The organism is Treponema denticola, assembly GCF_024181645.1.
Lineage (GTDB): Bacteria > Spirochaetota > Spirochaetia > Treponematales > Treponemataceae > Treponema_B > Treponema_B denticola_A.
In genome coordinates, this window is the sequence record NZ_CP058624.1 from 2280270 (window position 1) to 2301792 (window position 21523).

Here is a 21523-nt window from a genome sequence, read left to right on the forward strand (position 1 = left end):
AGTCGGAACATTTAACGGCTTTTAAAATAAAACGCCAAAAAACTGTTAGAATTTCGTTCGAATAGGGGTATTTTAGGTGGAGAACAGCTTGTAAATTCAGCTTATGGCTGATATAATAAAAAAAATATAAAATTAGGAGAAAAAAATGAAAAAAACGGTAATTTTAATTTGTAGTCTTTTTACTTTAATTTTACTTATTGGATGTGCTTCAATGGCAACAACAAAAGCCGCTAGATTATATTGGGCGCAACCTTACGAAATATTAGTAAAGACTCATGAAAATATAGAGGAATCGTGGACAAATAATATCATGCCGATTTATAAAGAATATAATAAGCTTTTTGCGACTATGAATATAGTATCAATAGGTAAGAGAAAACCAAGCAATGAAAGAATTTATGCTTTAAAAAAAGCAGGGTATAGCTTTGATGCAGTTTATTATTTTTCAGTTAATTATCAAGGGCAAGACTGGCAATTTATAAAAAATTTAAATTTTAAAACTGATGATAGAACTGTTAAACTTGAAGATAATAATCCTAAAAGACATACCATTACACTCAGTACTGTTTTTTGTGTAGAGCAGGCTGATTTCTTTCTTTTAAATGAAGATGATATTAAAAGCCTATTAAATACTCAGAGCCTGTCCATCCAATACACAGGCTCTCCCATAATCAAACTACCGGAAGAAGCAATACAAAAAATCAAAGAATTTATAAAAAGCGAAATAATAACAACACCCAGTAAAAACTGGTAACCAACGGCCCCGCATCTTGCGGGGCTGTTTTTTTATCCAACACCTTTTTTATAAAAATACACAATCCTTTAGCTATGCTCCGTTAAGCCTTTTTTAAGTTTTGTATACTGCCTGTATGAAAACACGAATAAGACAAATTGCACGGGCAGGCATTTTCGGTTCAACCGAAAATCCTCAGACTGTAACGGAACAAGACTTAAAAGAAATCTACGAATCTTTTGCAGAAATGAATTCAAGTCCCATTGTTTTAGGACACGACTTTTCAGGAAGCAATCCCCGCTTCGGTGAAGTAGTCGGCTTGGAGCTTAAAGACGGCTTTTTATATGGCATTACAAAAGAGCAGGATGCTCTTGCTGATGCTGTAGAACAAGGCTTCTTTCCTGACCTTTCAATTGGTGCAAAGCGTTCTGCCGAAACCGGAAAACTCTATCTTCATCATCTTGCCTATTTGGGAGAAGAGCCTCCTGCAATTAAAAATTTGCGTTCTTCAATTACCGAATCCCTTGCTGCAATAGCAGCTTCGGACATAAAGGATGTGTTATTTTTCCCATCCATCAAATCTAAAACAATCGCATTAAGCGATATAGGAGGTTCAAAAGTGAACGAAGAGGAATTTAAAAAAAGAATTGCAGAGCTTGAAGCTCAAAATGCAAGTCTTAAACAAGAGCTTGAAAAAGCAAAACAGGCAGGCGGTTCTTCGGAAGATGCTGAAAAACTCAAAGCCGAAAACGAAGAGCTTAAAACAAAGCTTGCAAAGATTGCGGAAAAATATCCGGAAGAGGACTTGGCTCTTTCCGATTCAAATCCGCAAACCAAAGCGCTTTTGTCCGAAATCCGAAAGACCAAAACTGAAAGTTTGTTGGGCTTGGCAAAGACAAAACTTCCGCCTGCGGCTCACGGTGCTGTGTCGGCCCTTGCCGGTATGCTGCCTGCAACAGGAAGCCTCGCTCTTTCGGACGGCAAACAAACTACAGGCTTCGATTTGGTTAAAGATATCTTAAACGCTATCCCTGACCAAGTTTTAACGCAAGAAGTTATAGGACTATCCGATCCCGATTCGGGTAAAACCCAAGAGCCGGTAAGTGCCGCTAAAATGATGGGCTGCATTTAGCATGTATTAAAATCATAAGGAGAAAAAAATGATACTTGGAAATTTAGGAAAAGTAAAGGTCAGCGAAACGGCAGTTGTCGTTGGCGAAAATTTCTTTACTGAAACAATGCCTTTAAAAGACGGCATGAAAAATTTGTTTGCAGGCACCATTTTAAAAATGGGAGCAGGCGAAAAGTTGGAACACCTTGAAGGCACAGGCTCGGAAGATCCGATTGCCGTTTTAAACGAAAACATCGAAGGGGAAAGTAAAGATACCTCCGCCGTAGTCATCGTTTTCGGCAGGGTAAAAAGAGAAGCCTTAACCTTTAAGGATGGAACCGCCGTTACAAACGCTCAGGTCGAGGCGTTGCGCAAAAACGGCATCTATGCGGCCAAAGGAGAAAAATAATGCCTTTAAACATTCAATCAACATTGAGTGCGTATTTTACGCCACGAAACATTCAAGATGTTTTGCTTACTATGCCTAAACCGAAAAGCCCTATCAAGGACTTACTCTTTTCGGAAAGCAACAAAAAACAAAAGACATCTCCCTTTCTTTCAGTCTCGGAAGTTAAAGATGTAACCGGTGCCGTTCCCGTAGTAAAACGAGGGGCAGCTTCTTACCCCGTCGGTTCCGGTTCTGAAGAAATAGAACTCATTCAGCCTGAAGGCTTTAAGCCCTCAAGCTTTATTTCCGCAAGAGACCTAAACGATTCTATTGCTTTGGGCGATGTTCAAAGCATTAATGAAAAGCTCACCGACAAGGTAGAAGAGCTTAGAAACAGAATCATAACCTCAACGGAAATTCTTTGTGCTCAATCTCTTTCTGGAACTATCGCTTACCCTGCTGCAACTGCAGGCGGTGCATTCGACACCTACAAAGTCGAAATCGGCAAGGCTCAAAAAATGACAGACACCGACATCACCGGCAAAGCAATCAACATATTGCAGGCAAATCTTGAGCAGCATTTTTTGGAACAAATGAAAACCGGTTATTCAGCCGATATCCGCTTCCTTGCAGGAAGTGATGCCTATGCGGAAATTGTCAAAATAATTTCCGGCACTCAAAACGCAAGCATTCCCGTTCAGTGGACGGATTGGGGCTGCGTTCTTTTCGGCAAATACAAAATCATGCCCTTAAGTGCAACCTATGCAGTCCCGGGCTCGACAAGTCTTACCAATGTTATCGAATCAAAAACGATAAAGACGATAGACCTTGCAAATCCCGGAACTCTTTTTTACCTTGCTCTTGATGACCTTGATGCAGGATTAAGATCCATGCCGTTTTTTGCAAAACAGGTAGAAAGCAAAGATCCTTCCGGTTACAAGATTATCGGAATGAGTAAGCCGTTCCCTGCCGTTGCAGTTTCAAAAACGGTTGACCGCAAGTACCTTGCGTAAAAAAAGAGAGAGAGAAAAAAGCGATGAGTGATATATTTAATTTGCCTTCAAACCCTGTTTACTCAAATGAGCAACCCTCCGCTCATGAGCCGCTCAAGCAAGAAAATAAGCCTCTTCGCTTTTCAATCTCCGTTTCCGACATAAAAGATTTCATAAGCCCTAAGCTCTACAGTGAATTAAGCTGGGATGAAAACAGAAGTGCAGAAGAAGTAACTCAAGACTGTATCGATAAGGCAACCGCCTTGGCTGAAACTATGCTTCATCTCGTGGACGAAAAATTAAACGAGTACAGCAAAACCCAAGCGGAAATTATTAAAACGCTTACGGTCTACGAACTTTATATGTATAACGGTGATCGTTACAGAGCAAAGGGCTACATGGAAAAAGCGGAGCGGTTAATAAGCGACCGTTACCGCTCACTCGAAAAAGAAAGGGAAGCTGCAATTCCTTTTATTGCTGTTTCAAAAGCCAAAAAAGAAAGCTTTAAAATTAAATAGGAGAAAGTAAATGCAGGTAAAAATCGAATTTGAAGAACACATGAAAGGAAGTTTTTTCAATCGTCTTGCAAACCCTAAACCCTTAATGAAAGAGCTTTCTCTAAAAGCTTTATCGGCAATTCAAAAGAACATCGAAGGCGGTATAAAGCCCGATAATGCACCCTTAACTAAGGCTGTAAAGCAGGGCAATAATACCTTGCGCGATTCAGGCCGCCTTAGGGCAAGCTTGACCGCACGGCATTCGGATACGGAAGCTGTGGTAGGTACAAATGTACATTACGCTCATCTTCACAATCCCGAAGACGGAAGAACGGAAACCGTAATCCGTCCTAAAAATGCAAAGTTTTTATGTCTTCCCGCGGGGCCCGAAACTCGTAAACTCTTCCGTAAATACGGTTGGTCTCCGCGTGAAGTAATTGCAGCTCTTGAATCTAAAGGCTTTGCGATTTACCGCCCGTACAAAAGAGGCGGCGGGGAACGCAGCAATGTAATTATGGCAAAAGAAAAAGGCAAAGAACCTTTTGCTGTTTTTGTTTTAAAAAAAAGTATAAAGATTCCGGTTCGCCCTTTTATGTTTTTGCCTGATGAAGTAATCGCAGCTATAGAACAAAGGATAGGAGAATATTATGAAGCCTAATTTCCTTGAAGCAGTCAAAGCCTATGCGGCACGCTTACAATCACAAACAGGCGCTCAGGCTGTAATCATGCCGTCATTGCTTAAAAGTGAAAAGTTCCATGTGGAGCTTAATCTTTTACCTCATCCTGTTATCGTAGGCAACGGCAGAATCCGTCTTAGACTTAGAGCAACAGTGTATGCAGAAATCCCCGCAAGTGATCCGGGCATTAACGACTGCTTAAAGCGCTCCGTTCTTTTAGCAAATTTCTTTGACCAAGCGGAAGGTTTTACCATCCGCAAGCAAACAAACGAGGGACAGGCTGTGTACGGCATGGCTTATCACACATCCCTTCGGGAAGATGACGATCTTTTTTCCGACTTACAGGAAACTGAAGAGCGTTCATTTTCATATAACGAAAGCTGGCTCGTCGAATTGGAAATCAATTCAGACGATTTTATTTAAATTTTTTTAAGGAGAAAAAACTATGGATTTGACAAAATCTCAAAACCCCGACAGCATGGTTCTGGGTTCTGCAAAAATTGAACTTTCAACTCAAGGGATTGAAATCGATAAAATAAAAAAAACTTGGGATTTTAAAGACCTTGAAGATCTGGGATTGGCAAGAGGAATTAAGATTTCTTTTTCATCAAGCAAGATCGATGTAAAGGCAGATAACGGCACCGTTCCATTAAAAGGTCAAATCGACAATAAAGCAAAAGTCGAATTTGTATTGCTTGAACGGTATGTTCCTCTTTTGGGGAAAATCATGAAAGGAATAGTTACCGTTAAAATTGTTCCGGGTACCAAGAAAAAAGAAACGGAAGTTTTTACCGCCGAAAAAGATAAGTTTTATGAATTTAAGTATGCTAACTATGACGGATCCAAACCTGAAAATATTGTCATTAAACAGGGCACGAAAACTTTAACCTCAAACACCGATTATATCGTTGAGAAAAATTCGGCAGATATATGGGGTTATAAATTCCCCGCTGCAGGCACTTTGGATGTTTCAAAACCTGTTACAATAGAATATGAAGTTACGCGTATTAAGGCCTATTCTCTTTGTAAAGGTTCAGGCGGAGTTGTAGAACCTATCGCTTTAAAGCTTACAAACAATCGTAAGTCTCAAGACGGAAGAATTATAGCCCGCACTTTTGCATTCCCTTACGGCTTTTATGACGGTGAAGATTCAATCACTTTCAAATCAAAAAACGATTCGGATAATGTTGCTGAGGTTCCTGTAAGCTTTGAATTTTCCCCGCACCCCGATTTGGTTTTAGATAATGAAATGGAATCGGAAAGTCTTTACAAGGAAACCCCTGAAAATTAACAAAAAAAACACATAGCAGGGAATTGGCTTCAAACCAAAGTCCCTGCTAAAAATAGGAGAGATAAAAAAATGGCAAACAACTTAATCAATCTTGATCTTCTGCGTTCTGAAAGTCAAAAGGTTAAATTTTTAGGAAAAGAATTTGAAGTAGGTTATATCCCCTCAGGGCTTGCAATTCCTTTGATTGAAAATCATAACAAAAACATAAAAGAACAAAAAGAAACCGACAGTCCGGAAAAGCTTTTAAAGGACAATATAAAATCCGTATCCCTTTTTTGCTCATTTTATGAGCCCGATTTTACCGAAGAGTTTTTATCAAAAAACGCAAGCGATAAACAAATCGAGCAAATGTACCTGCTCATTGTTACAGCAATCGTCAAAAACTTTTCTGCGGAAGTATCAAATGATGATTCTGAATCTTCTACCTCTGTTGAAAAAAAAACGACTGGGGAGAACTGATAGATCAGGCTATGCTTATGTATGGAGTTTCCGAAGAACTTATATTAAAAACTTGGTCTTTAGAAACTATTATAAAAAAGGTAAAACACGGCTTTGACTTTATTCTTTTACAAAAAGGTGTTGTAAAAGAAAAAAAAGAAAAGCCTTTAAGTGATGATGAAATAAGTAAACTTTATAATTAGGAATAAAAATGGCAGTAACGGCAAGGGAACTTTTATTTAAAATAATAGGCGACTCGGAGCAATTTAATAAGGCTGTAGAAGAAAGCACAAACCGGCTTGATGATTTTAAAAAGAAAACAAAGGACGCTAACGAGCTCTTTGGCCAAGTATCCAAGCAAGCGGCCGTTGCAAGTACGGCAATAGCCGCTTTGGGGATTGCTGCCGCAAAAATGGCTAAAGACTTTAATGAAGGCTTCGGAAAAGTACAAACCCTCATCCCGGGCGCAAAAGAACGGGTAAAAGAATTCCAAGATGAAATTTTAAACCTTTCTCCTGCCGTTGGAAAAACCACAAAAGATTTAACCGATGGTCTTTATGAAGTTATATCCGCTTTCGGTGATTCTGCCGATAGTGCTAAAAACTTGGAGCTTGCTGCAAAGGGCGCCACGGCAGGAGGAGCTACCACTAAAGACTCTATAGCTCTTCTTTCAGCCGTTACAAAAGGTTATGGCGACACATCGAACATAGCTCAAAAAAAAGTTTCAGACCTTGCTTTCACAACAGTAAAATTAGGACAAACCTCTTTCCCGGAACTTGCAGCATCCATTCAACGAGTCACCTCTCAAAGCAATACTTTAAAAATAAGTCAGGAAGAATTGTTTTCCGTGTTTTCATCAGGAACCGGTGTTATAGGAGGAGCTGCAGAAGTTTCTACAAAGTTTTCTGCCCTGCTTACCGAAATGCAAAAGCCGGGGGACAGGCTTGCGAAAACTTTCAAGGCTCTTGGTGTCGAATCGGGAACTGAACTTATCGAAAACTTCGGAGGTCTTCAAGGGGCATTGAAGGCCTTAAAATCCGAAGCCGAAAAAACGGGAGAACCTATAAGCAATCTTTTCGGTTCTGCCGAAGCCGGAAAACTCGCTCTCTATGCTTCAGGGGAAGGTGCTGCCAAATTTACAAGCGACCTTCAAGCCATGCAGCAGGCAGCAGGAGCCACCGAGCAGGCTTTTAAAGATGCCACTACCGAAGGGCCTAACGCCTTCGGCTTTCAACTACAACAAGCAAGCCTGAATGCTCAAGCCTTTGCCGTTAAAGTCGGACAAGAATTGATTCCTACCTTACAATCTCTTTTAAATCCTATTTTTAAAGGCATTGAATACTTAAAAAATTTGAATGATGAACAGATAGCTCTTATAGTTTCAGCCGGAAAAATTTTACTTACTATTACAGGAATTACTGCCGGAGTTTTCGGCCTTGCAAAAAGTGTAATAGCTGTTCAAAAAGCAGTAAAAGCGATGGATAAAGCTTTTAAGGTAATAGGATTAAGTAATCCCTTTGTTTTGACTATTGCCGGTGCTGTTGCTGCAATAGTTGCCATTAAAGAGCTATGTTCTTGGTTAGACCGTGCTTCCGAAAAGCAAAAAGAAGTAGAACGCCAAGCTCTTCGCTCCTCTCTTTCTTTCCCTAAAGAAGCAGAAAGTGCAATCTCTCTTTCAAAAGCATACATAGAACTGGCAGATAAAACAAACTTAACGGCTGAAGAAAAACTAAAACTTCAAAAGCAAACTGAACAGCTTATACAATTATCTCCTGAACTTGCAGGTAAGTTATCATTGGAAGAATCCGGTTATAAAAACAATTTGGAAGTTTTAAAAAATTTCAATGCCGAAAAAATAAAAGAGATCGAACTTAATCTTCAGAATGCAAAAACAGCTCATGGGAATATTTCAAGAATTATAGAGGATAATAAAAAACACCTTGACTTATTAAAACAAACAAATGAATATAAAGTAAATGCAAAAGGTGATTATGGTTATGGTATTAACGATAGCCAAATAAAAAAAGAAGAGGCCGCTTTAAAAGAATTAATTGAAAAAGAAAAAATCTTTTCGGAAGAAATTTCAAAAAATGAGATTTTACTTGCCCAATTAAAAGACAGTAAAACTGCATTGGACTCTGAAACCAAAGAAAACCCGGGTGCCGGCAAAAATGAAAAATCTGCACATGCAAAAAAATTAGAGACCATAGATGCTGCCTTTAAAAGAGAAATAGAAATCATTTCAAATCGCAATATCGAAAAAACTAAAAAAGATGCCGAATTAAAAGCTGCCGAAGAAAAATACTATAACAATAGGCTTAATCTTCTTGAGCAATTTCATAATGAAAATCTGGAAAAAGGTAAAACATTTGCACAATCTCAAAAAGAGATAGTAGGTGCTGCAAATGAAAGTATAAAAACCGAAACAGAAAAAACAAATGCAGAACTGTCCCGTATTGCCGATGAAAAACATAAAAAAGAAATAGACGATATAAATGCAATAGCCGAAAAGACAAAAAAAGCTGTTGAAGATGAAATCGCATTAAAAAAAGAGCTCGGGCAAATTGCCGGCAAAACAGATAAAGAAAAAGAACGCAATGCGGAACTCGAAAAAACTAAAGCTTATTTGGAAAAACAAAAAGAACTCATGGGCGAGTATTTAAACCTTATCAATTCCGGGAATGAAAAGGACAAGGAAAAAGCTGCCCTTATAAAAAAACAGGTTGAAGCGTTAGGGGCTCTTGCTGATGAAGGACAAGAATCAAGTAAAAAAATAAAAAAGTCATTTGCAGAAGCCGCCAAAGACATAGCCGATAAAATTTCTGCAATAGGCAATTCGGTTGTACAAGTTTTTTCTTCAATTGCCGATGCTGCGAAAGCGTCGATTGAAAACAAAGAGCTTGAGCGTAAAGCTCAAACTGCTGCGAAATTAGCCGAAATAGAACGCGAAAAAAATGAAACTCTTTTAGAACTTGATAATGAACTTTCTGAAATGAGAGAACAAAAACAACAGGAAGATTCCGAGAGGGAAGAACAAAGGCGTAATGAAGAATACGAAAAAAGACTTTTATCCTCTGAGAGAAATATTCAGGAACTTCAGGGACAGTTTGAGGCCGAAACAAATCTTGAAAAATTACGCAACCTTGAAAAACAGCTTGAAGCCGAAAAAAAGAAAAAAGCCGAAGAGTCTGCACGCAAAAAAGAAGAGGATGAAAAGAAAAAAAGAGATAAAGAAGCCCGTCTTTATGAGATATCTTTGTTAAATGCAAAATCTCAAGCCGAACATGAATTTGCCATAGCTCGCATTCAAACGGAAAATGCTTCAGGTGATGCAGCTGCAAAGGCCGCTCAGCAGGCAGCCAAATGGCAAAAAGCTCAAGGAATTATAAGCATGTCTATTAAAGGAGCTGAACAAACAGCTCTTGCAGCAGTAGCTATTGCTAGAGCTCTTGGAGGTGATCCATCCGGTGCTATAGAGGCTCCGGCCCGTATTGCAGCGGCTGTTGCTGCAGGTATTCAGGCTGGTGTTATTGCGGGTCAACCTGCACCTCCCGACTATATACAACAGCCCTTGCCGCCGGCCCCGCGGTTAATTAAATTTGCACAAGGCGGTATAGTAATGCCTTCAAGTGCAGGGACAGGGATTACACTGCCTAACGGAAATGCGGGGCTTGTTGCAGAAGCGGGTTTGCCTGAACTCATCCTTCCGATAAATATTCCCAATTTGCAAAATGTATTTAAGGCAGCAGGGCTAAATCAAACAGATAATTCAAAATCATTTAGCTACTCTCCGTCATACAGTATCGAAATAAGTCAAAATAGTGAGAAGTCTTTAGATGAAGCTTTGCTTAATGTTCTTCGCTCTCATGACAGAGAACTTTTAAACATCGTTGAGACCGGTAAACAAAATTGGTTCGTTGGAGATTAAAATGACTGACACAGAATATTTAAATAATCATTATCCTCATGATTTTATTTGTATACAGGATGAATTTTTTCCTCTCCCGAAAGGCGGTAAAATCGACATCGAGGATAAACAAATATCTTCAACTTTTACAACGGCCGACGGCTCAAAGCGGAAAGACATAATCCGTAAATATAAAGCAGTCTCTATCAAGTTTTCTGTTTTGACGCAAAAAGACTTCGAGAATGTTTGTGAAATTATTACAAAAATTGACAATGCTTTTTATGATAGCTCGAAATATCTGTTTTTAAAAAAAGAAAACATGCCGATCAGTCCTCAAAGTGATTTTAAAACATTTTTTACCGCCGTAAAAATAGACATTGTACACCCTATTAAATACTCGCATTCTTTCAGAAAAAACTCCGAATTCTTGTATTCCGGAATTACTTTAAAATTGAACTAAAGGAGAAAAAAATGGAACTACGCCCCGAGCTTGAACAAATCTTACTGCAATTAAAATCTAATGTTCCGACTACCGTCTTAAGCGATGAACCGCTTTTGGAAAACAACTGGAACAGCGTCTGTACTTCAATTAAACTTTTAACCGAAGCTTTAAAAAAAATAAAAGAACTTCCGCCGGATATACCTTTGCCCGGCTTTCCTTATTTCAGATGCCCCGGAATGCCTGTTCCTTGGGAAAAATATCCTCAAACAACTGAAGCCCAATGGAAAGCTATTCATGCACTTTACCCCGGAGATTTTATGCGTCTTGCAGGCGGAAATGCAAGCAAGTTTAAAGAATCGGGAACCTCTATCTACCATGATCCCGGAATCAAAGGAGACGGCGGAGGTCAGATAGATACTTTCCAAGATCATCAACATCGATATTATGAAACTTCCGGCCGTGATTCTATTTGGAATGTACATGGAAATGACTCTTGTGAAGATGATGATTCAACAACAGAACGGCAAACTTATGGAACATCCGGCCGTGTCTCTTCTGAAACTAGACCATCAAATGTAACTATAGAACTTTATATTTACGCAGGATAAATGTTATGATACCCGTAAAAAAAGAAACCGAGAAAATAATCCTCGGAAATAACAGACAGTACAATGCTTCTGTATGTTTTAATTTCCTCTCCTGCAAAATTCCTGAAAGCATTAAAATTCAAGCTCCGAATGCCGTTAAAGGTTCTATTCCCGATCAGATTGTTTCTCCCTTTTTATCTTATATTCAAAACCGTTTCTTTGTCCGGAGTAATTTTGCTTCACGCCTTTTTCCGAATGCTGAAAACATTCACAAAGACGGAAGACTTCATCCCGTAAAAAATAGGCCTTACTCACGAATCGGCTATATCGGAAAAAAAGCCTCTCAAACAGGGGATGTAGATGACACAGTTACTCTTTATCTTCCTGAAACTTCTTTAAAAAAGATAACCTTAATAACAAGTAATGACAGAATAATCACAAATGCTGTTATTACGGCTAAAACTCGATTCGGAAAAACTATTGAGAGCTTTACAATTACAGGCAACTTAAAAAATAAAATAGTCTTTGATTTACCTTGTGAAAAAGCCGGTATATTAGAACTTCATGTTACTAAAGCCACCCCGGATAAGCATATATGGATTTTAGCCTTTTATCCGGGTTTTGAATTTTTAATACATGAAAACGATATTGTAAAAATTAAACATCAAAAAAGGAAAACCGAAAACAAAGAAGGCTCTATTGGCAGGCTCTATGTTAATTCTTTAGACTTGGAATTAAACAACCTTACAAGACTTTATGATAATCAAAATATAAACAGCCCTTTGTTTGGTTTTTTCAATTCAAATACGACATGTTCAGTTTCACTTTTATTAAAACAGAGTAAACACAATAAACCGTTTTATTTAAACTTCGGTTCATTTTATATTATGAATATAAAAAATGATGAGCAAAAAGCGACCGTATCGATTAAAGCTCAAGACTATATCGGTGTTAATAAGAATAAATATCTATCACTTGGAATACAGGACAATTCCGATGCTTACTCGTGTTTCGTTAAAATTGCAAATGCTCTAAGTCTTTCAGCTTCTCGAATTGACCAAAGTTTAAAACTTATAAAATTAAAAAGGCTCCCTTTAAACGGAACGGTTGGAAGTCTTTTAAATAATCTTTGCATTTTAACAAACGCCTTTTGCTCCTGCGATGAAACAGGATCGGCTCTTATCGCATCTCTTATTCTTTCTAAACATGGATCAGTCCGATATCCCGTAAGATATTTTTTGCTGAATGAGTTTAAATCAAACAATTCAGGCGAATCATCTAGTGCTGCTCCCAATATAATAAATCTTTCATACTCAAATTATGAGTATGAAGGAGAATATCAAATCGGTCAAAAGGATGTCGTCTTATATTCTGAAATCGGTAAACTTGATTTTCCTGAACAATATAAAAATGTGCCCTATGGAGAATATCCTATTGGCGGCGGGCTTTCTCCTTCTTGGACTAAAGTATTCAATCTTCCATCTAACTTTGAAGCAATAGAATTTTCGGATGCTTTTATTCCAAAGGGCCTAGAATATTCCATCGAGTATTCTTATTCTCCGGAAGGGAAAGCGACTAAGGCCGCCGTTAAAGTCTGGAATTTTATAACGAGAAATGAAGGGGAGCAGCTTTCAATTCTTATTATGATTAAGGAAAAGCCTATTCAGATTCTTTTAAAAAAAGAAAATTTTGAAATTCCCAAAATGCCCGAAACTTACATAATTCCTGATGAAAATGAAGACATCGATATAGCCGATCCTACTGCTGTTGAAAGCAGAAACGAAAAAAACAAACCTGAAGAATTTAAAATAGAATTAAAGGATTCTGTAAGTGTTTCATCTGTTGAAATTGCGAATAAGTTTTTAAAAAGTAAATTCGAATTCTCTTATCGAAAAACAGCCGAAGGACTTCATGTCAAAGTCTGGAACTATTTTCCTGATGTTCCTCAAACTTTAACAGTCAATATTTATGGCAATCGGCTTATTCCCGGGAAGGAAAAGAAAACCATTACAGCTAGAAATAATGATGACATACAAGTCAATGGAGAAATAATTAAAAATATAGAAGTCGGAGCTTTAGCAAGCGATGACATTGCACGGACTGTCTTAAATTCTATGGCTTACTATTACAGACACTTTTCTAACAATTTATCGGTTCAAGTATGGGCTGATCCTAGGCTTATTCTCTTTGACTTAATCGCCTTTAAAAGTTTAAGAGGTTATGGATTCACCCAAGGCATTGTGGACGAAATTGAACTTGAATATAACGGTTCTCTTTCTCAAAAAATAAAAATACGGCAAACGAAGAAACATAATCGAGATTCAAGAATTTTTTCACACTTTGTTTTATCTGATAGGCCATTACAAGATAAAAAACTTTTACAGTTTATATAAGGAGATTTAAAATGAGTAAACTTTTAAATGCAGACCTTTTTATGGAAAACCCCGAAAATTATATTCGAGGAGAAAAAATCTCAAATATTGTTCCTAATAATCCTTACTATGTTGAGCACAGCATTTATTTTGCTGAAACTCTTTCTGTTTTTGAAGATATTTCTAAAACAAAAAGATTAGTCCTCGGCATTGACTATGAGTATAATATTTTGGATTCTATTGCTTCTGAACAATCAAATAAAGATTGTTATAGAGCTATTCTATTTTTTAAATCTTTCTCTGATGTTTATATAGACTATCATTCCTATGGAGATTTTGTGTCTGCGGATGCCTTTAATAAGTTTTTGGATAATGTAGATGAGGTTTTTCAAACATCTCAAGAAATTTCCGGGAAAGTCGAAACCTTATCAAAAAAAATGACTGAGCATATTAACGAAACCACGGCCCATGCCGCAACTGAAAGTGTAGTAAATAATTCGATTGCTCTCCGTACAGACTCCGGTACATTAAAAGCTTCAGATGCTCAATACGATGACGACCTAACAACTTTTGCTCAAACAAAAACTCAAATAAGTGATGCAAAAAACGAAATGACCGCCAAACTAAAAGAATCCAAAGATGAGCTGACTCATCAAATTAACACAAAAATAGAAGAACTTATTGACAATGCTCCCGATGCCTTAAACACATTAAAAGAACTCGCTGATGCCCTAACCGAAAACAAAGACGGCATAACAGCCATAAACGCAGCTCTTGAAAACCGTTACACAAAGCAAGAGACGGATGAAAAAATAAAAAATACAGTAGAAGGAGCCTTTTCAGGAGGCAATGATATACTTTTAAAAAAAGTGAATGAAAAGTTTATCGAACATTACCAAAGAGGCTACTTTCAGATGCCCGGAATGCCTAGCCCTCTCGAAGATACATCAATGCACTATGAGGGGTATAGCTGGCATGAAGTTAATTATGACGGGAATTTTTTCCGAGCTAAAGGCAGAAATGCAAATCCCTTTAGTTCTAAAAAATTGACGAAAGAACAAATCAGGATTGGGGATTATATCTTTCAAGATGATGAGCAGGGTGATGCGATTAGGAATATAAAGGGTAAAGTAAAATACTTATTGTATGATGAAAATGAAAAAAAGGAAGAAGCAGGTGTTTTTGCATCAAAAACAGCAATCGGGCGAGGGAGAGTGCCGCATTTATATCCGTATAATTATAATCAGTCGGAAATATCATTTGAGGCTTCGCGAGTTGTCCCAACCGCCGAAGAAAATCGCTCTCGAAACCTTACCTTTACTTTTTGGGTGTTGGTAAAAAACGAATAGGAGAAATTAAATATGAAATATGTAGAAAGAATAGAAATTGAAAATAATATCATCATAAATCACATCATCGGCGAAAAACCGAAGAAAGAAAAAGAGGGAATTATTTATATCTACGGCTCAAACATTCAAGCCAACATCGGCGATGATGTTAGAATGTATGAAGATGTCATTTTGGGCAAAAAGAAAAGCCTTAAAAAACTTGTAGAAGAAAACCTAATCCAGCCGCCCGAAGGAAAGAAGCTCAACAAAGCCGGTACAGATTTTGAAGATATGAGTGAAGCCGAAAAGGTAGAGGCAGGTTTCAGAAATCTTAAAGACGATGAAAAAATTGAAAATGGGCAAATCGTTCCAAAAACAAAAAAAGAGCTTTTTGATGAGGGTAAGCTCTCAAAAGAAGATTACAACGCTTACATCGATGAGCTCCGGCAAGCAGCTTATTCAAGAGAAGCCGATCCGCTGGGTATGCAGGTAATGCGAGGCGACCTCGAAAAAGCCGTCTGGCTTGAAAAGATAGCAGAGATTAAAGCTCGCTATCCCAAGGTTGAATAGTTTATATTTAGTCTATAACGGGCAAAAATCGGCGTCCAGTCCACGCCGACAAGTGTTATTGTCACTTACCGGATAACCGGCTTTCACCCGACCTAAGCGCATAGGTATTAAAAATATCGGTTATTTTTGTCTTTTGATTTAGCCCTAAAATTTTATATTTTAGGAGGCGTGTTATGAAAACACCATTGACCTACTATGGAGGCAAACAACAACTTGCGTCCAAGATCGTATCTCTCATTCCTGAGCATAGGATTTACTGTGAACCTTTTATAGGCGGGGCCGCAGTTTTTTTTGCAAAACCTAAATCACAGTCTGAAATCATCAACGATATCAACTCCGAAATCGTTAATTTTTATGAAGTATTACAGAGAGATTTTACAGCCTTGCAATCGGAAGTTGCTATAAGCCTACACAGCCGAAAACTTCATAAACATGCGCAAGTCATCTATGACAACCCTGAAATGTTTGACCGCGTAAAAAGGGCTTGGGCTATATGGATGTTGGCAAATATGTCTTTCAATAACTCTATGACAGGCGGCTTTACCCATGATAAACAAGGTAAGTTGACACACTCATTGTCTATGAAAAGAGATGGTTTTAAGGAAGAACTGGCAATGAGAATTCAGGATGTTCAAATAGAATGTTGTGATGCTTTAAAAATTATTAAATCACGGGACAATAAAGATACATTCTTTTATCTTGATCCGCCGTATGTCGGAGCAGATCAAGGGCATTATGATGGTTATACTCAAGAAGACTTTAATGCCTTAATTACAGAACTTTCAAAAATTGAAGGTAAATTCCTTTTAAGTTCTTACAGAAACAAATCTTTAACAGTATCTGTAAAAGAAAATAACTGGTATCAAATTGAACTTAAAATAAACAATCATCCCGGAGCAGCATCTTCTCCAAGTAGAACTAAAATAGAAGTTCTAACGGCAAACTATCCTATAGGGCTTGTCGATAATGAGGTTCAATTGTTATAGCCAAAAGTAAAAAGTGTTCTATCGGCCGTAAAAAGCTTATAGAACACTACTTATATGCACGAAAAAACAGTATAAAACATAGAAAAACACGCTATTTTGCCAAACTAAATGCAAAATTTTGCCATTTTTTGCGCCCCGTTACAAATGCATGCAGACGCTTGTCAATATTGTGGTGTCGATATAATAGATGTTTATGATTTTGCTTTGCCGGACGTATTTTAATTTATACAGGTATACAAAACCAATCCGACAGTTTTTCGCATCTCAAAAAATCCTTTGCGTTCTTTGCGCCCCCTGCGGTTAAATACCGAGTCCCAGCTGTTCGCAATGTCAGGTTGAAGCGGGTGTTAGACTTTAATTTTTTTATTATCGCTTATAAATTCTTTAGGTGTTTGTACTATTATTTCCCTTTCTTTATAATCTTTTATATTTCGTGTTAATAATATTTTTATTCCATACCTCATTGCCGTATAATATTGTAAAGCATCTTCGAAATCTGAGAACTTTGAATTCAAAGCTAAATCTACTTCTTTTTCTTCTATCGGTATTACTTTAACAAGCGACCTCAGTTTCCGTAATGCTTCTTTTGATTTTTGTATACCTAATAACTTTCTAAGTATATAATATACATTTGAAAATACCAACGATGTTGTGTATAAAACAAGTTTTTTTGTATCACTCAATGAAAATACATAAGCAGCATATTCATAATGGGGTTCACGTTGGCATAAAATATCTAAAATTACATCTGAATCAACAAATATTTTTTTACTCATATTTTTTTTCCAAATAACTCATATAACTTATATTTTCTAAATCCTGCTCTTTTATAATGCCGCTCAATTCTTTGACCAGTGGAGATATTTCTTCTATCCTTTGATTTATACCCATTGAATTATTAAAAAGATCTTCAACAAATTTTGACATACTTTTTTTATTTTTGACCGCATAATGTCTCATCGATTCAGCAATATTTTTATCTATTTTTAAAATCAATTCAGTTTTCATTTAGTCACCTCTCTGATATTATATCATAAAATCTGCAAATGATATAGTGATTTAGTGATAACATTATTATTTTTACTTCTGTGCGATAGTAAGTCTAACGGGCGGCGGATAAGCTGCATTGCCGCAAAGGCAATGTCAGGTTGAAGCGGGTGTTAGGTATTTTTATGCATACACATAAGTCTTTATTTCTTCAAGCTGGGGAGCAAGTTCCAATTTAGCATTCCGAATATCTATGTCATTCTGTAATGACATAAAATATCCATCGGACACTCCGAAAAATTTTGCAAGACGCAAAGATGTATCTATGGTAATTCTCCTGCGGTTATGGAGAATATCCTGAATACGGGAAGTTGGAACATTTATTTCTCTTGCAACTTTATAGGCTGAAAGACTAAGAGGAATGAAAAATTCTTCACTAAGGATTTCTCCCATTGTAGGTGTTTCAATATAATTAGACATGATTCGCTCCTAGTGGTAATCCACAATTTCTACATCATAATAATGCCCATTTTTTTCAGTAAAACAGACACGCCACTGATTATTTATACGGATTGAATGCTGACCTTTTCTGTTTCCAACAAGAAGTTCCAGGTGATTGCTAGGCGGCACTCGTAAATCTTCCAGACACTTTGCGTTATCCAGCATCATCAGTTTACGCAAGGCGGCTTTCTGTATTGTAGTAGGAAGCCGTTTAGAAAACTTCTGATCATAGATAAGTTCAGTATCTTTATCCGCAAAACTCTTTATCATAATCACATTATATACCTTTCACATGTATATGTCAAGCAGATAATAGTGTTGAAATCGACATAAAGCCACATACTACCACTAACTTTTTTTCCTGAAAGTTCAATTCTATTTAAGAAAATAGGCTAGACTTGTTTTCTTAAATATTTTTTATTAATCTGTTAATCTGTGAAATATTTTTCTTTTTTATATATATTTTTAAGAATTCGTATTTACATGTCAAGTCGATTATTCCAATAGCATCACATATTATTTTTCCAATTAATCTATTTCAGTTCTAGACTTATTTTCAGTTGAACATCACTATAATATTTCAAACAACCACTCAAAAATAGCTCAAGCTATAGAAACAAGCGACAAAGACTGTATGATTACACCCTACATATAGTATAATCATACAGTGATAAATAGACTCATCTATTCATTATCATCGTCATCTTTCTCTTTATCGTTATCATCATAATGGATATGACCGCTTCCGAATGGAGTATCAAAATCGATGTCTAAGATAACTTTATTTGTAATATCAATATCAGACATAAAACACCTCCTATAAATTTATTTTTAGATCGATAAATGTTATAGGTCGGTTCCGAACCTGCCTGCCTTTAGGCAGGTCAACCTAACATAGTTTCGCAACCGATATACGGACAAACCTCGTTGCGGTTAAATACCTAACCCCAGCTGTCCCTGCCGGCAACTTTCCCCTTTAATTGATTTTTTCCCGTCTTTGTGATAAACTTTCAAGCGGTTAAAGGATTGAACATTTAATGAAAGAAAAAAAAGAAATTTTTACGCTTTTACATCAAGATGCGGCTTCTCCTGCAAGGACGGGAGTTTTGGAGCTGCCTCATGGAAAGGTGCTTACGCCGGCCTTTATGCCTGTGGGAACGGCGGCTACCGTAAAGGCGATGACAAAGGATGACTTAGACGAAATAGGTTTTGAAATTATTTTGGCCAATACATACCATCTTTTTTTACGGCCGGGAATTGAAGTTATAAAAGCGGCAGGAGGCTTACACGGCTTTTCAGGCTGGAAAAAAAACTTTTTAACCGATTCAGGGGGCTTTCAAGTTTTTTCGCTTTCACAATTAAGAAAAATTACCCAAGAAGGTGTAAAATTTCAAAGCCACATAGACGGAAGCCGTCAATTTTTAAGCCCTGAAATTGCGGTAGAATTGCAGACGGGATTTAACAGCGACATTCAAATGCAGCTGGACATCTGCTCTTCTTTTGGGATAAGCAAAACCCAAACCCTTGCCGACCTTAAAATAACTATGAACTGGCTCGACAGGGCCTTTGCAGCTTGGCACAATACCCCCGATGAATATGATGGGGCACTCTTTCCTATTGTGCAAGGCGGGTTCTTTGAAGACCTAAGACTTCAAAGCCTTGAAGCTATCTTAAAGCATGAACCTAGGGGAATTGCCATAGGCGGCCTTTCCATAGGAGAACCTAAAGACCTCTACCAAGAATATTTGAGCTTTACCGCAAAGCACATCCCAAAAAATAAGCCCCTCTATGTAATGGGAATAGGAACCCCCGACTACATCCTCGAAGCCGTAAAAAACGGAGTCGATATTTTTGATTGCGTACTGCCTTCCCGCAATGCCCGGAATGGAAATCTTTTTACCCATGAAGGAGCCATTTCAATTAAGCGGAAAGAATACGAGTTCGACTTTAACCCGATCGATTCTCAATGCAAGTGTAAGGTTTGCCGACAATATACAAGGGCCTATTTGCGGCATTTATTTAGAACAAAAGAAATTTTATACTCAATGCTTGCAACTTATCATAACTTGGCTTTTTTATATAGTATGGTACAAGACATAAGAGAGGCCATTCAAAACGATTCTTTTAACGATTATTATAAAAACTTTTTAAAGAAATATGAAAACCGTTTAGAATAAGTATTTTGTAAGCCTTAAAATCGGTAGTGTTTTGTAAGGCAAAAACTTGTATCACGGAGGATAATTTATGAAAACCCTAAAAAAAGAATTAAACTTTTTTTTAAAACCCGGCGTGCTAAGCCTCTTATTTATTTTAAGCTTCGCAGTTCAACTTGGAGCTCAAGAAACTGCCCAGCCTCCTTCAGAAAATCAGGCCGCTCAAGCTGATGAAAAAAAGAAAAAAGAAGTTTCGGAATTTGAAGAAAAAAGAGATACGATTCTTTACGGCATCGGCGACGATATCTTGGAGCTTATAAAAAGACTAAAAGCCGATGAAGATGACCGCTTTGATGCCGATTTGCAGAAAGTATTTGCCGAGACCAAGATTCCTGCAATCAGAGAAGCCTTATTTGCTTACTTTGCCGAAAAAAAGAACGATTGCTTAAAGGCCGATGCCCTCATGCTCTTGGAAAATAAAGATGACGCCCCCCAAGAAACCGTCCGCTCGGCGATTTCCTACATACGGGAACTTGAGATATATGAAAGCATAGATTTTTTAAGGCAAATCTTAAAAGATGAACAAGACGAATACAGGGACCTTTGTATTTCTGCAATAGGAAAGATAGGAAAACCGGAGGATGCCGTTTTTCTTACAGAGCTTTTTGATTCTGAAAGTTCCGATGACGAAAAAAAATCACTGATAATAAAACAAAACATAATGTTTGCCTTGGAAGAGCTGCACACTCCCGAAATCAGTGATTTTTTAATTAGAGTCGCTGAAGATTCCGATGAAAATTCCATCATAAGAGGCAGTGCTGCTTCAGCTCTTGGAAAAATAGGCAACGAAAATGCTGTTCCGGTTTTATCGGAACTTTTTGAAGATAAGGATCCGGTTTTAAGAACAGCTGCGATAAAGGGCATTGCAGGCTTTAAGGACGAAAAAGCCAAAAGCATCTTGACCCAAGCCTTTAAGGATTCCTATTATAAAGTAAGACTGCAAGCCGTTCAGTCCGCAAAAGAAGAAAAAGCAGAAGATGCTGTTCCGTTTATTTTATACCGTGCAAAAAAAGATCCTGAAAATGTTGTAAAACTGGCCGCCATAGAAGCCCTTTCTCATTTCAATAATGCGGAAGCAAACGAATGGCTCATAGATTCTTTTAATGAAGAAAGGACAGGCTTATCCATCCGCTTAAAAATCGCCGAAAGCCTTTTAAAGAATAATTTTGATGTAATTTTCGATGATGTAAAGAAGGCTGCATTAAAAGCTATTTCGGACAAGAAGCAAAATAAATTTTCCGCAGAGCTCGGCAAGGTTATTTCAAAAGTTGAAAACAGAGGAACAGCACCGATAGCCGAGGCCTATCTAAACCATAAAGATGCCATTTTCAAAAGTATAGGATTGGATATGTTCAAACGGAATAGATATCCCGAACTGGTGTCCCTTGTTTCCTTAATTGCCGAAGACGAAAAAAACGGAGCTTTAAGCCGAAGGGCTAAAGGCCTCTTACAATCCGGTAATACAAACAGCTCTCAAAACAATCAGACAGGCACTAAATAAAA

The 21523-nt window shown here is 37.5% G+C and carries 24 protein-coding genes; 19 read left to right on the plus strand and 5 right to left on the minus strand.

Going from position 1 to position 21523, the window contains the following annotated elements; genetic code table 11:
* The first annotated feature begins 145 nt into the window (after nt 1-145).
* From HO345_RS10780 to HO345_RS10860, 17 genes are all read left to right on the plus strand, one after another.
* Nucleotides 146-754 (plus strand): hypothetical protein, encoded by a 609-nt coding sequence (locus tag HO345_RS10780; protein WP_253682904.1) that lies wholly within the window; start codon nt 146-148, stop codon nt 752-754.
* Between the two features lie 115 nt (nt 755-869).
* Complete coding sequence (locus HO345_RS10785) at nt 870-1865, plus strand: hypothetical protein (RefSeq protein ID WP_253682905.1); 996 nt, start codon at nt 870-872, stop codon at nt 1863-1865.
* A 28-nt stretch (nt 1866-1893) separates the two neighbouring features.
* Nucleotides 1894-2253 (plus strand): head decoration protein, encoded by a 360-nt coding sequence (locus HO345_RS10790; protein WP_253682906.1) that lies wholly within the window; start codon nt 1894-1896, stop codon nt 2251-2253.
* The gene (locus tag HO345_RS10795; RefSeq protein WP_253682907.1) at nt 2253-3245 is read left to right on the plus strand and encodes a major capsid protein; all 993 of its coding nucleotides are present in this window, start codon (nt 2253-2255) and stop codon (nt 3243-3245) included. The genes HO345_RS10790 and HO345_RS10795 overlap by 1 nt, the downstream gene beginning before the upstream one ends.
* Nucleotides 3246-3268: 23 nt before the next feature.
* Nucleotides 3269-3742: a hypothetical protein gene (locus tag HO345_RS10800; protein ID WP_253682908.1), complete on the plus strand. Its 474-nt coding sequence runs from the start codon at nt 3269-3271 to the stop codon at nt 3740-3742.
* Between the two features lie 10 nt (nt 3743-3752).
* The gene (locus tag HO345_RS10805) at nt 3753-4379 is read left to right on the plus strand and encodes a phage virion morphogenesis family protein (RefSeq protein WP_253682909.1); all 627 of its coding nucleotides are present in this window, start codon (nt 3753-3755) and stop codon (nt 4377-4379) included.
* A complete protein-coding gene (locus HO345_RS10810; protein WP_253682910.1) occupies nt 4369-4821 on the plus strand; it encodes a hypothetical protein in 453 nt (150 codons plus the stop codon). The genes HO345_RS10805 and HO345_RS10810 overlap by 11 nt, the downstream gene beginning before the upstream one ends.
* A 22-nt stretch (nt 4822-4843) precedes the next feature.
* Nucleotides 4844-5689 carry a hypothetical protein gene (locus HO345_RS10815; RefSeq protein WP_002676544.1) on the plus strand — a complete coding sequence of 282 codons (846 nt, stop codon included), beginning with the start codon at nt 4844-4846 and terminating at the stop codon, nt 5687-5689.
* A 69-nt stretch (nt 5690-5758) separates the two neighbouring features.
* On the plus strand, nt 5759-6148 hold the full coding sequence (locus HO345_RS10820) for a hypothetical protein (RefSeq protein WP_253682911.1): 390 nt from the start codon (nt 5759-5761) through the stop codon (nt 6146-6148).
* A gap of 11 nt (nt 6149-6159) precedes the next feature.
* Complete coding sequence (locus HO345_RS10825) at nt 6160-6330, plus strand: hypothetical protein (protein ID WP_253682912.1); 171 nt, start codon at nt 6160-6162, stop codon at nt 6328-6330.
* Between the two features lie 8 nt (nt 6331-6338).
* On the plus strand, nt 6339-10055 hold the full coding sequence (locus tag HO345_RS10830; RefSeq protein ID WP_253682913.1) for a phage tail tape measure protein: 3717 nt from the start codon (nt 6339-6341) through the stop codon (nt 10053-10055).
* Between the two features lies 1 nt (nt 10056).
* Nucleotides 10057-10494 (plus strand): hypothetical protein, encoded by a 438-nt coding sequence (locus tag HO345_RS10835; RefSeq protein WP_253682914.1) that lies wholly within the window; start codon nt 10057-10059, stop codon nt 10492-10494.
* Between the two features lie 11 nt (nt 10495-10505).
* Nucleotides 10506-11084 (plus strand): hypothetical protein, encoded by a 579-nt coding sequence (locus HO345_RS10840; RefSeq protein WP_253682915.1) that lies wholly within the window; start codon nt 10506-10508, stop codon nt 11082-11084.
* Between the two features lie 5 nt (nt 11085-11089).
* Complete coding sequence (locus HO345_RS10845; RefSeq protein ID WP_253682916.1) at nt 11090-13456, plus strand: hypothetical protein; 2367 nt, start codon at nt 11090-11092, stop codon at nt 13454-13456.
* Between the two features lie 11 nt (nt 13457-13467).
* Nucleotides 13468-14784 carry a methyl-accepting chemotaxis protein gene (locus HO345_RS10850; protein ID WP_253682917.1) on the plus strand — a complete coding sequence of 439 codons (1317 nt, stop codon included), beginning with the start codon at nt 13468-13470 and terminating at the stop codon, nt 14782-14784.
* 12 nt (nt 14785-14796) lie between these two features.
* On the plus strand, nt 14797-15333 hold the full coding sequence (locus HO345_RS10855; RefSeq protein WP_253682918.1) for a hypothetical protein: 537 nt from the start codon (nt 14797-14799) through the stop codon (nt 15331-15333).
* A 173-nt stretch (nt 15334-15506) separates the two neighbouring features.
* Entirely contained in the window at nt 15507-16319 is an 813-nt protein-coding gene (locus HO345_RS10860; protein WP_253682919.1) for a DNA adenine methylase, read from the plus strand.
* Nucleotides 16320-16666: 347 nt separating this feature from the next.
* Here HO345_RS10860 and HO345_RS10865 read toward each other — a convergent pair whose 3' ends face one another.
* From HO345_RS10865 to HO345_RS13080, 5 genes are all read right to left on the minus strand, one after another.
* Nucleotides 16667-17095: a type II toxin-antitoxin system VapC family toxin gene (locus tag HO345_RS10865; RefSeq protein WP_253682920.1), complete on the minus strand. Its 429-nt coding sequence runs from the start codon at nt 17093-17095 to the stop codon at nt 16667-16669.
* Nucleotides 17088-17327, minus strand: coding sequence for a DUF6364 family protein (locus HO345_RS10870; RefSeq protein WP_010693575.1), 240 nt, complete (start codon nt 17325-17327; stop codon nt 17088-17090). The genes HO345_RS10865 and HO345_RS10870 overlap by 8 nt, the downstream gene beginning before the upstream one ends.
* 162 nt (nt 17328-17489) lie before the next feature.
* Nucleotides 17490-17786, minus strand: a complete 297-nt coding sequence (locus HO345_RS10875) for a HigA family addiction module antitoxin (protein ID WP_253682921.1) — start codon at nt 17784-17786, stop codon at nt 17490-17492.
* Between the two features lie 9 nt (nt 17787-17795).
* Nucleotides 17796-18077, minus strand: coding sequence for a type II toxin-antitoxin system RelE/ParE family toxin (locus tag HO345_RS10880; RefSeq protein ID WP_253682922.1), 282 nt, complete (start codon nt 18075-18077; stop codon nt 17796-17798).
* Nucleotides 18078-18491: 414 nt separating this feature from the next.
* Entirely contained in the window at nt 18492-18614 is a 123-nt protein-coding gene (locus tag HO345_RS13080) for a hypothetical protein (protein ID WP_301338664.1), read from the minus strand.
* Nucleotides 18615-18844: 230 nt separating this feature from the next.
* Here HO345_RS13080 and tgt point away from each other — a divergent pair, with 230 nt between their 5' ends.
* The gene (gene tgt / locus HO345_RS10885) at nt 18845-19984 is read left to right on the plus strand and encodes a tRNA guanosine(34) transglycosylase Tgt (RefSeq protein WP_253682923.1); all 1140 of its coding nucleotides are present in this window, start codon (nt 18845-18847) and stop codon (nt 19982-19984) included.
* A 67-nt stretch (nt 19985-20051) separates the two neighbouring features.
* On the plus strand, nt 20052-21521 hold the full coding sequence (locus HO345_RS10890) for a HEAT repeat domain-containing protein (protein WP_253682924.1): 1470 nt from the start codon (nt 20052-20054) through the stop codon (nt 21519-21521).
* Nucleotides 21522-21523: the final 2 nt, after the last annotated feature.

What these genes read in the sequence shown, in the direction of transcription:
- HO345_RS10780 (WP_253682904.1), top strand. Translation starts at nt 146, where the DNA reads ATGAAAAAAACGGTAATTTTAATTTGTAGTCTTTTTACTTTAATTTTA.
- HO345_RS10785 (WP_253682905.1), top strand. Translation starts at nt 870, where the DNA reads ATGAAAACACGAATAAGACAAATTGCACGGGCAGGCATTTTCGGTTCA.
- HO345_RS10790 (WP_253682906.1), top strand. Translation starts at nt 1,894, where the DNA reads ATGATACTTGGAAATTTAGGAAAAGTAAAGGTCAGCGAAACGGCAGTT.
- HO345_RS10795 (WP_253682907.1), top strand. Translation starts at nt 2,253, where the DNA reads ATGCCTTTAAACATTCAATCAACATTGAGTGCGTATTTTACGCCACGA.
- HO345_RS10800 (WP_253682908.1), top strand. Translation starts at nt 3,269, where the DNA reads ATGAGTGATATATTTAATTTGCCTTCAAACCCTGTTTACTCAAATGAG.
- HO345_RS10805 (WP_253682909.1), top strand. Translation starts at nt 3,753, where the DNA reads ATGCAGGTAAAAATCGAATTTGAAGAACACATGAAAGGAAGTTTTTTC.
- HO345_RS10810 (WP_253682910.1), top strand. Translation starts at nt 4,369, where the DNA reads ATGAAGCCTAATTTCCTTGAAGCAGTCAAAGCCTATGCGGCACGCTTA.
- HO345_RS10815 (WP_002676544.1), top strand. Translation starts at nt 4,844, where the DNA reads ATGGATTTGACAAAATCTCAAAACCCCGACAGCATGGTTCTGGGTTCT.
- HO345_RS10820 (WP_253682911.1), top strand. Translation starts at nt 5,759, where the DNA reads ATGGCAAACAACTTAATCAATCTTGATCTTCTGCGTTCTGAAAGTCAA.
- HO345_RS10825 (WP_253682912.1), top strand. Translation starts at nt 6,160, where the DNA reads ATGCTTATGTATGGAGTTTCCGAAGAACTTATATTAAAAACTTGGTCT.
- HO345_RS10830 (WP_253682913.1), top strand. Translation starts at nt 6,339, where the DNA reads ATGGCAGTAACGGCAAGGGAACTTTTATTTAAAATAATAGGCGACTCG.
- HO345_RS10835 (WP_253682914.1), top strand. Translation starts at nt 10,057, where the DNA reads ATGACTGACACAGAATATTTAAATAATCATTATCCTCATGATTTTATT.
- HO345_RS10840 (WP_253682915.1), top strand. Translation starts at nt 10,506, where the DNA reads ATGGAACTACGCCCCGAGCTTGAACAAATCTTACTGCAATTAAAATCT.
- HO345_RS10845 (WP_253682916.1), top strand. Translation starts at nt 11,090, where the DNA reads ATGATACCCGTAAAAAAAGAAACCGAGAAAATAATCCTCGGAAATAAC.
- HO345_RS10850 (WP_253682917.1), top strand. Translation starts at nt 13,468, where the DNA reads ATGAGTAAACTTTTAAATGCAGACCTTTTTATGGAAAACCCCGAAAAT.
- HO345_RS10855 (WP_253682918.1), top strand. Translation starts at nt 14,797, where the DNA reads ATGAAATATGTAGAAAGAATAGAAATTGAAAATAATATCATCATAAAT.
- HO345_RS10860 (WP_253682919.1), top strand. Translation starts at nt 15,507, where the DNA reads ATGAAAACACCATTGACCTACTATGGAGGCAAACAACAACTTGCGTCC.
- HO345_RS10865 (WP_253682920.1), bottom strand. Translation starts at nt 17,095, where the DNA reads ATGAGTAAAAAAATATTTGTTGATTCAGATGTAATTTTAGATATTTTA.
- HO345_RS10870 (WP_010693575.1), bottom strand. Translation starts at nt 17,327, where the DNA reads ATGAAAACTGAATTGATTTTAAAAATAGATAAAAATATTGCTGAATCG.
- HO345_RS10875 (WP_253682921.1), bottom strand. Translation starts at nt 17,786, where the DNA reads ATGTCTAATTATATTGAAACACCTACAATGGGAGAAATCCTTAGTGAA.
- HO345_RS10880 (WP_253682922.1), bottom strand. Translation starts at nt 18,077, where the DNA reads ATGATAAAGAGTTTTGCGGATAAAGATACTGAACTTATCTATGATCAG.
- HO345_RS13080 (WP_301338664.1), bottom strand. Translation starts at nt 18,614, where the DNA reads ATGTCTGATATTGATATTACAAATAAAGTTATCTTAGACATCGATTTT.
- tgt (WP_253682923.1), top strand. Translation starts at nt 18,845, where the DNA reads ATGAAAGAAAAAAAAGAAATTTTTACGCTTTTACATCAAGATGCGGCT.
- HO345_RS10890 (WP_253682924.1), top strand. Translation starts at nt 20,052, where the DNA reads ATGAAAACCCTAAAAAAAGAATTAAACTTTTTTTTAAAACCCGGCGTG.